Origin of the sequence: Streptomyces niveus, assembly GCF_001723055.1 — a bacterium.
GTDB lineage: Bacteria > Actinomycetota > Actinomycetes > Streptomycetales > Streptomycetaceae > Streptomyces > Streptomyces niveus.
In genome coordinates this window covers 1-5,972 of record NZ_MDCR01000546.1, presented here as the reverse complement: position 1 = coordinate 5,972, position 5,972 = coordinate 1, and the positions used below count along the sequence as shown (strand labels likewise).

The 5,972-nt window shown below is 71.2% G+C and carries 5 protein-coding genes and 1 pseudogene; 1 reads left to right on the top strand and 5 read right to left on the bottom strand.

Annotation, left to right across the window (positions count from 1 at the left end; translation table 11 throughout):
* The 5 genes and pseudogenes from BHU15_RS37460 to BHU15_RS39900 form a co-directional block, all read right to left on the bottom strand.
* Positions 1-1,331 (bottom strand): annotated as a pseudogene (locus BHU15_RS37460) (NHLP bacteriocin export ABC transporter permease/ATPase subunit); the annotation flags it as partial.
* Between the two features lies 1 nt (position 1,332).
* Positions 1,333-3,600, bottom strand: a complete 2,268-nt coding sequence (locus tag BHU15_RS37455; RefSeq protein WP_438285009.1) for an NHLP family bacteriocin export ABC transporter peptidase/permease/ATPase subunit — start codon at positions 3,598-3,600, stop codon at positions 1,333-1,335.
* Positions 3,597-4,403, bottom strand: a complete 807-nt coding sequence (locus BHU15_RS37450) for an HlyD family efflux transporter periplasmic adaptor subunit (RefSeq protein ID WP_069631139.1) — start codon at positions 4,401-4,403, stop codon at positions 3,597-3,599. The genes BHU15_RS37455 and BHU15_RS37450 overlap by 4 nt, the downstream gene beginning before the upstream one ends.
* 171 nt (positions 4,404-4,574) lie before the next feature.
* Positions 4,575-4,790 (bottom strand): hypothetical protein, encoded by a 216-nt coding sequence (locus tag BHU15_RS37445; RefSeq protein ID WP_023537370.1) that lies wholly within the window; start codon positions 4,788-4,790, stop codon positions 4,575-4,577.
* A gap of 361 nt (positions 4,791-5,151) precedes the next feature.
* A complete protein-coding gene (locus BHU15_RS39900; RefSeq protein WP_141726989.1) occupies positions 5,152-5,433 on the bottom strand; it encodes a hypothetical protein in 282 nt (93 codons plus the stop codon).
* A gap of 219 nt (positions 5,434-5,652) precedes the next feature.
* On the opposite strand from BHU15_RS39900, the gene BHU15_RS37440 reads away from it, so the two are divergent.
* On the top strand, positions 5,653-5,972 hold a 320-nt coding region (locus tag BHU15_RS37440), incomplete at its 3' end, for an antibiotic biosynthesis monooxygenase family protein (RefSeq protein ID WP_171908537.1).

Genomic DNA, 5,972 nt, shown 5'->3' with positions numbered 1-5,972 from the left:
GCGAGCGGCACCAGCGCGCCGAGACCCACCGTGACGAGCGTCGTCAGCACCAGATTGCGCAGATCGGCGCGGTTGCCGCGCAGGCCGAAACGGAGCAGCCGCCAGGGGGTCATGGGCTCGTCGGGCAGCGGGCGGTAGAACATCACGGCGCGCGGCTCGAAGTCGCCGGCGTTCCGCTCGCCGACGCGCAGCCGCGCCTCGGTGGCCGGGTTGACCGCCTCGTAACGGCCGCGCCGCCAGAGCAGCGCCACCGGGGCGCCCGACTTGGCCCGGTGGCCGACGAGCGGCCCCGAGTCGGTACGCCACCACGGGCCGTCGAGACGGACCGCGCGGGTACGGACCCGGGAGGCGATCGCGATGCGTTCGACCGGGCCGACGCGGGCGTCGAGCGGGGTGCCGGCGCCGCGTGAGTGGTCGGCGAGGGTGATGCCGGAGGCCGCCGCGACCAGCCGGCACACCGCGAACGTCGCGTCGCGGGCGGCGTCGCCACCGGTCCCGCCCGCGTCGCCGGCCCCGCTGCCGGGGCGGCCGATGGACGCCACCAGCGCCTCGTCCGCCCGCGCCCGTACCGCCTCACCGGCCTTGATACCGGCGGCCGTCCGGTCCTCGTGGGCGCGTTCCTGCCGCTCGATCCAGTGGTCGACGGCGGAGAGCAGCCGGTGCTGCTGGTTGATCATCCGCTGCCACATCGCGCCGTCGACCAGCAGGTCGCCCGCCGCTTCCGCGCTGTACGAGGCGCCGTACTGGACGCTGCCGGGGGAGACCGGCATCCACAGCACGTCGTCGTCGGACACCGCGCCGTCGGTGGACGGGCGGGTGTCGAGCGGCGTCTGGAAGAGGGCGCCGAGGCCGCGCGCGGCGCCGAGGGCGAAGGCGTGCTCCAGCGGGGTCGGGACCGGGGGCGTGGAGATGTTGCCCGTGGCGGCGGCGCCGTACGGATCGGTGCCGTACGGATCGGCGTACGCCCCCTCGTAGCCGTACGCGGGCGGCGCCGGCGCGTACAGCTCCCGCAGCGCGATCCGCCGCAGCACGCAGTCCTGCGACGGCCTGCTCAGCAACGTGTGCCGGGGCCCGTCGACCGGTCCGAGGAGCAGCGTCCCCGCTTCGAGACGGCCGAGGAAGTGCCACTGCCCACGCTCCGCCGCGTCGACGGCGAACAGGTCGAGCGCGCCACCGGCGACGAGCCACAGCACATGCGGGCCCTCCAGCGGCACATTGCGCACACCGGCGCAGTCGACCGGCGTGCCCAGCGCGCCGAGCGCGTGGATCACCGGGTCCAGGCCCGCCGGCGTGTCCGCCCCCGCGCCGGCTCCGGCCGTTGTGGAGGTCACGTCAGTGCTCCCTGACCAGTCGCGCGTACGGGCCCTCGGCGGCGACGAGTTCCTCGTGCCTGCCGCGCTCCACGACCGTGCCGTGGTCCAGCACCACGATCTCGTCGCTGTCGCGCACGGTGCTCAGCCGGTGCGCGATGACCACGCACGCGCAGCCGCGCCGCCGCAGGTTGTCGATGATCACGCGCTCCGTCTCGGCGTCCAGCGCGCTCGTCACCTCGTCGAGCACCAGAATGCTCGGCCGCCTGACCAGCGCGCGGGCGATCTCCAGCCGCTGGCGCTGCCCGCCGGAGAAGTTACGGCCGTCCTGCTCGACCCGGCCGTGGATGCCCTCGGGGCGCCGGGCGATCACGTCGTCGTACAGCGAGGCGTCCTTCAGGGCGGTGATCACGTCGTCGTCCGGTATGGACGGGTCCCACAGCGCCACGTTGTCCCGGACCGTGCCCTCGAAGAGGAACACGTCCTGGTCGACGAAGGACACCGAAGCGGCGAGCGCGCCGCGCGGTATGTCGTCCAGCCGCTGCCCGTCGATACGGATGATCCCCTCCCACGGGCTGTAGAGACCCGAAATCAGCCTGGACACCGTGGACTTGCCGCTCCCGGACCCGCCGACCAGCGCGACCTGCTGCCCCGGCCCCACCGTCAGCGAGAAGCCGTCGAGCAGCGGCGCGTCCAGCGGGCTGTAGCCGAACACGACGCTCTCCAGCTCCACATGGCCCGTCAGCCGGCGCGTACTCGCGTCCGGTCGCTGCCGCGAGTAGAGCGGATCGACGGGGAAGCTCTCCACGTCCTTCAGCCGCGCCACGTCGGCGGCGAAGTCCTGGATCCGGCCCGCCACCCCGTTCAGCCGGGTGATCGGCGCGGTGAATCGCACCACCAGTGCCTGGAACGCCACGAGCAGACCGATCGAGATGGCCCCCTCCACCGCCCGCAGCCCGCCGATCCACAGGATCAGCGCGCTGTTCAGCGTCGCGAGCGTGGGCGCGACCACCGTCAGCGCCGCGCTCGGCACACCGAGCTTCTGCTGCTCCTCCAGCGTCGTCGCGTGCTGGCCCGCCCACCGCCGGAAGTACCCGTTCTCGCCCCCGGTCGCCTTCATCGTCTCGATCAGCTGAAGGCCGGTGTACGAGGTGTTGGTGAGCCGCGCGCTGTCGGCCCGGAGCTTGCGCGTGCCGGTGGAGCGCAGCTGGATCACGATCCGCATCGCGACCACGTTGAGCAGCGCCATCAGCACGCCGACGAGGGTCAGTTGAGGGTCGTACGACCACAGCAGCGCGGCGTACAGGATGACCACGACCCCGTCCACGCCCGCCGCCGCCAGGTCCCGCGACAGTGTCTCGGCCACCGCGTCGTTGGACTGGAGCCGCTGGACGAGGTCGGCCGGGCTGCGCTGCGCGAAGAACGTGACCGGCAGCCGCAGCAGATGCCGCAGGAACCGCGCGCCGCTCAGCGTGGACGAGATGATCCGGCCGCGCAGCAGGTTCGCCTGCTGGAGCCCGGTCAGTACGGCGGTGAGCACCACCATCGTCGCCATCGACGTGAACAGCGGCCCCAGCAGCGACGTCTGACCGCCTATCAGGAACAGGTCGATGTACGTACGGCTCAGCGCGGGCACCGCCGCACCCACCGCCACCAGCAGCAGACTGGCCAGCAGCGCGGCCAGCAGGGTCGCGGCCGTGCCGCGCAGCCGCGCGGGCATGGCGCCCATGATGCCGGGCCTTCGGCCGCCCTTGCGGAAGGCGTCGGTGGGCTCGAAGACGAGGACCACGCCCGTGAAGCTGCTGTCGAAGTCCGCCGCGGGGACGAAACGGCGGCCCTTGTCGGGGTCGTTGATGTGGACGCCCCGGCTGCCGGGCCGGCGGCCCATGCCGTCGTACACGACGTAGTGGTTGAACTCCCAGAACAGGATCGCGGGCGCCCGGACCTCGGCGAGGGCTTCCGCCTCCATCTGCATGCCCTTGGCCTTCAGGCCGTAACTACGGGCCGCCTTCAGGATGTTGGAGGCGCGCGAGCCGTCGCGCGAGACGCCGCACGCGATGCGCAGCTCCTCCAGCGGGACATGGCGGCCGTAGTGGGCGAGCACCATGGCGAGGGAGGCCGCGCCGCACTCCAGGGCCTCCATCTGGAGGACGGTGGGGGTGCGGACGGCCTTGGGCCTGGGGGTCGCGGCGGCCGGCCGGGCGCGCTTGGCCGCCCGGCGCCGGCCGGACGGGGGGTGCTGCTGCTTCCTGCGCGGGGCCGGGGGAAGCTGGTGCCGCTGCGGGCTCACGGGAGCAGCCAATCGATCGGGTGCTGTTCGGCCAGCCGGATGGAGCCGGTGGCCAGGGTCATGGACTCGACGGCGTACGGCGGCCCGTCCGGCGACGACCAGGTGTAGCCGGACTTGGTGGCTGACGAGGCGTCAATTCGCACCAGTACGGCGACGGGTGGCCCCTCGCGGGAGAACTGCTCGCCCAACTGCGAGCTGCCGAGGAACCCCGTGATGCGCCTGCTGGTCTCGGCGACGCGGCCGACGGACTCGACCCGGCCGCGCAGCACGCCGTACCGCTGCTTGGGCACCGACTGGACGGTCACGTCGACCGGGGCGCCGACGGGGACGGTTCCGCCGCTCTCGGCGGGGGCGTACAGCATCACGCTCAGCGGATCGTCGGCCTTCTCGACCCGTTCCACCGCCGCGACATCGGCACCGGTGGTGATCACGGAGCCGACGGCGGCTGCCAGGGTCGTCAGCCGGCCGGCGGCGAGGGTGCGGATCTCGGTGCTGCCCTCGGCGGTACGGACCTTCACGAGGGGGGAGTTGGCGGGCACCCGCTCGCCTTCCTCGGCGAGTACGTCCGTGATCTGGCCGGCGACGGGGCTCTGGAGGACGTAACTGCCCTGCGCGTGGGTGAGGATGCCCGGCGCGCCGAGCGTGGACGAGACGCTGCCGGTCACCGCCCAGACGGCCGCGGCGGTCATGACGACGACCGTGACGGCCAGGACGAGACAGCCCTGGGGCCGGGCGAAGCGCACCGGCAGGTCGATGTCCTCGGCCGACTGCAGCTTGGAAAGGGCCTGTTGGCGGAACTGCACGACGCTCTTCCCTCAGTTGCTCGGTGTTTCCGACGATCACGACCGCTCGCTCCGACGGGCAAGGGAGGCGAGGGCGGCAAAGGCGGCCGGGGCCGGGGCCGCGACCACGACCGCGTCGGCCGTGCGCCCGGGTCACGGGCACACGACCGACGCGGCTGAGCCGGTCCGGACTCAGAGGCCGGCGACCAGGCCCGTGGCGAGACCGGTCACACCCGACGTGCTGATGCCGGTGGCACCCTCGACGGTGCCGACGACACCGCCGACCGTGCTGGAGACGGGGACGATGGAGTCGACGGTGCCGACGAGGCCACCGACGAGACCGCCCGACACGTTGTCGAGGTCGGCGTCGGAGATTTCCTGGGTCTCAACCTGGGGAGAGCGGTTCATGATGTGAGATTCCCTTCGCATGGCTATTGCATATCGGCGCCGACCGGTCACGCCGTACTGGCGTACCGGCCACCGCAGCGGTCGTCGGGGCGCTTCCCTCGGATTTCCGGATATCAGGATCCGTAAATCCTCCGAATGGCGCCGGGGTGACTTCCGCGATGCGAAGGATCAAAGCACGGGGGCCAGTCGAGTAGCCAACTCAATGCCGAACGATCCGGCCGGACCGTGGAGTTGGAGCACCTCGACGTGCCTGCTCGTCCATCACTTGGTAGCAGCTTCTTCACGCGATCGAACGCCCTGAAGTGGACATTCCCGCACCAAAGGCGGTACGCGTGGCCCGCAGCAGGTACGGACCTGACGGTCAGTTGTGCCCGCCTGCGTATTCGGTGTGCAGATTCGTGGAGGGAGGCAGCGGGCGGGCGAGCACCGGAAATCCCGTGCGTGCCACACGTATTGCCTGGTCACGGTATTTCCGGGGAAACGGCGCGGCATCCAGGAGAAGGCAACATAAACGCATAACGGCGTTGCGCCGGACGCGGGGGAAATCGCCGTCTTCCGGTCGGTAGCCGACCAGTTCGCCCGTCTTGGCGGCTTCGGTGCTGTTTGTCGTCCAGTGGGCGGGATCGCTGCTTCCGGCGGTCACCGGTGCTCACGGCGGTACGCGCCGCGATGCCGTGCTGTTCCGGCGCCGGCCGGCGGAGTCACGAAAAGCGGAGGTGATCATTCTTCTTGAGGTGCGCCGGTATCACCGGCGTCACCACTCCGGTCGGCCGGCCCCACGACACAGATAATACGCACCGAAAAGTGGGTACCCCGGGACCCGGAAAGATCTGTGTATTCTCGCTGCCGGAGGTGAGGACGCATGATCCTCGAATACATTCGCTATCGAATTTCCGAGCACGAGGCGGCCGAATTCGAAGCGGCCTACGCCCGCGCGGCCCGGCCCCTGGCCCAGTCACCCGTCTGCCACGACTTCGAGCTGTCCCGCTGCGTCGAGGAGCCCCGCCACTACATCCTGCGGGTCCACTGGGAGTCGCTCGACAAGCATCTGAAGGACTTCAGATCCAGCGAAGAATTCCGTGCCTTCTTCGCCGAGATCCGGCCCTACGTCGACTCCATCGAAGAGATGAGCCACTACACGCCGACCGAAGTCGTGGGAACCGGCGCCGGTGCGCCCGCGCC

Coding starts and splice junctions, on each gene's coding strand:
- BHU15_RS37445 (WP_023537370.1), bottom strand. CDS start 4,790: ATGAACCGCTCTCCCCAGGTTGAGACCCAGGAAATCTCCGACGCCGAC.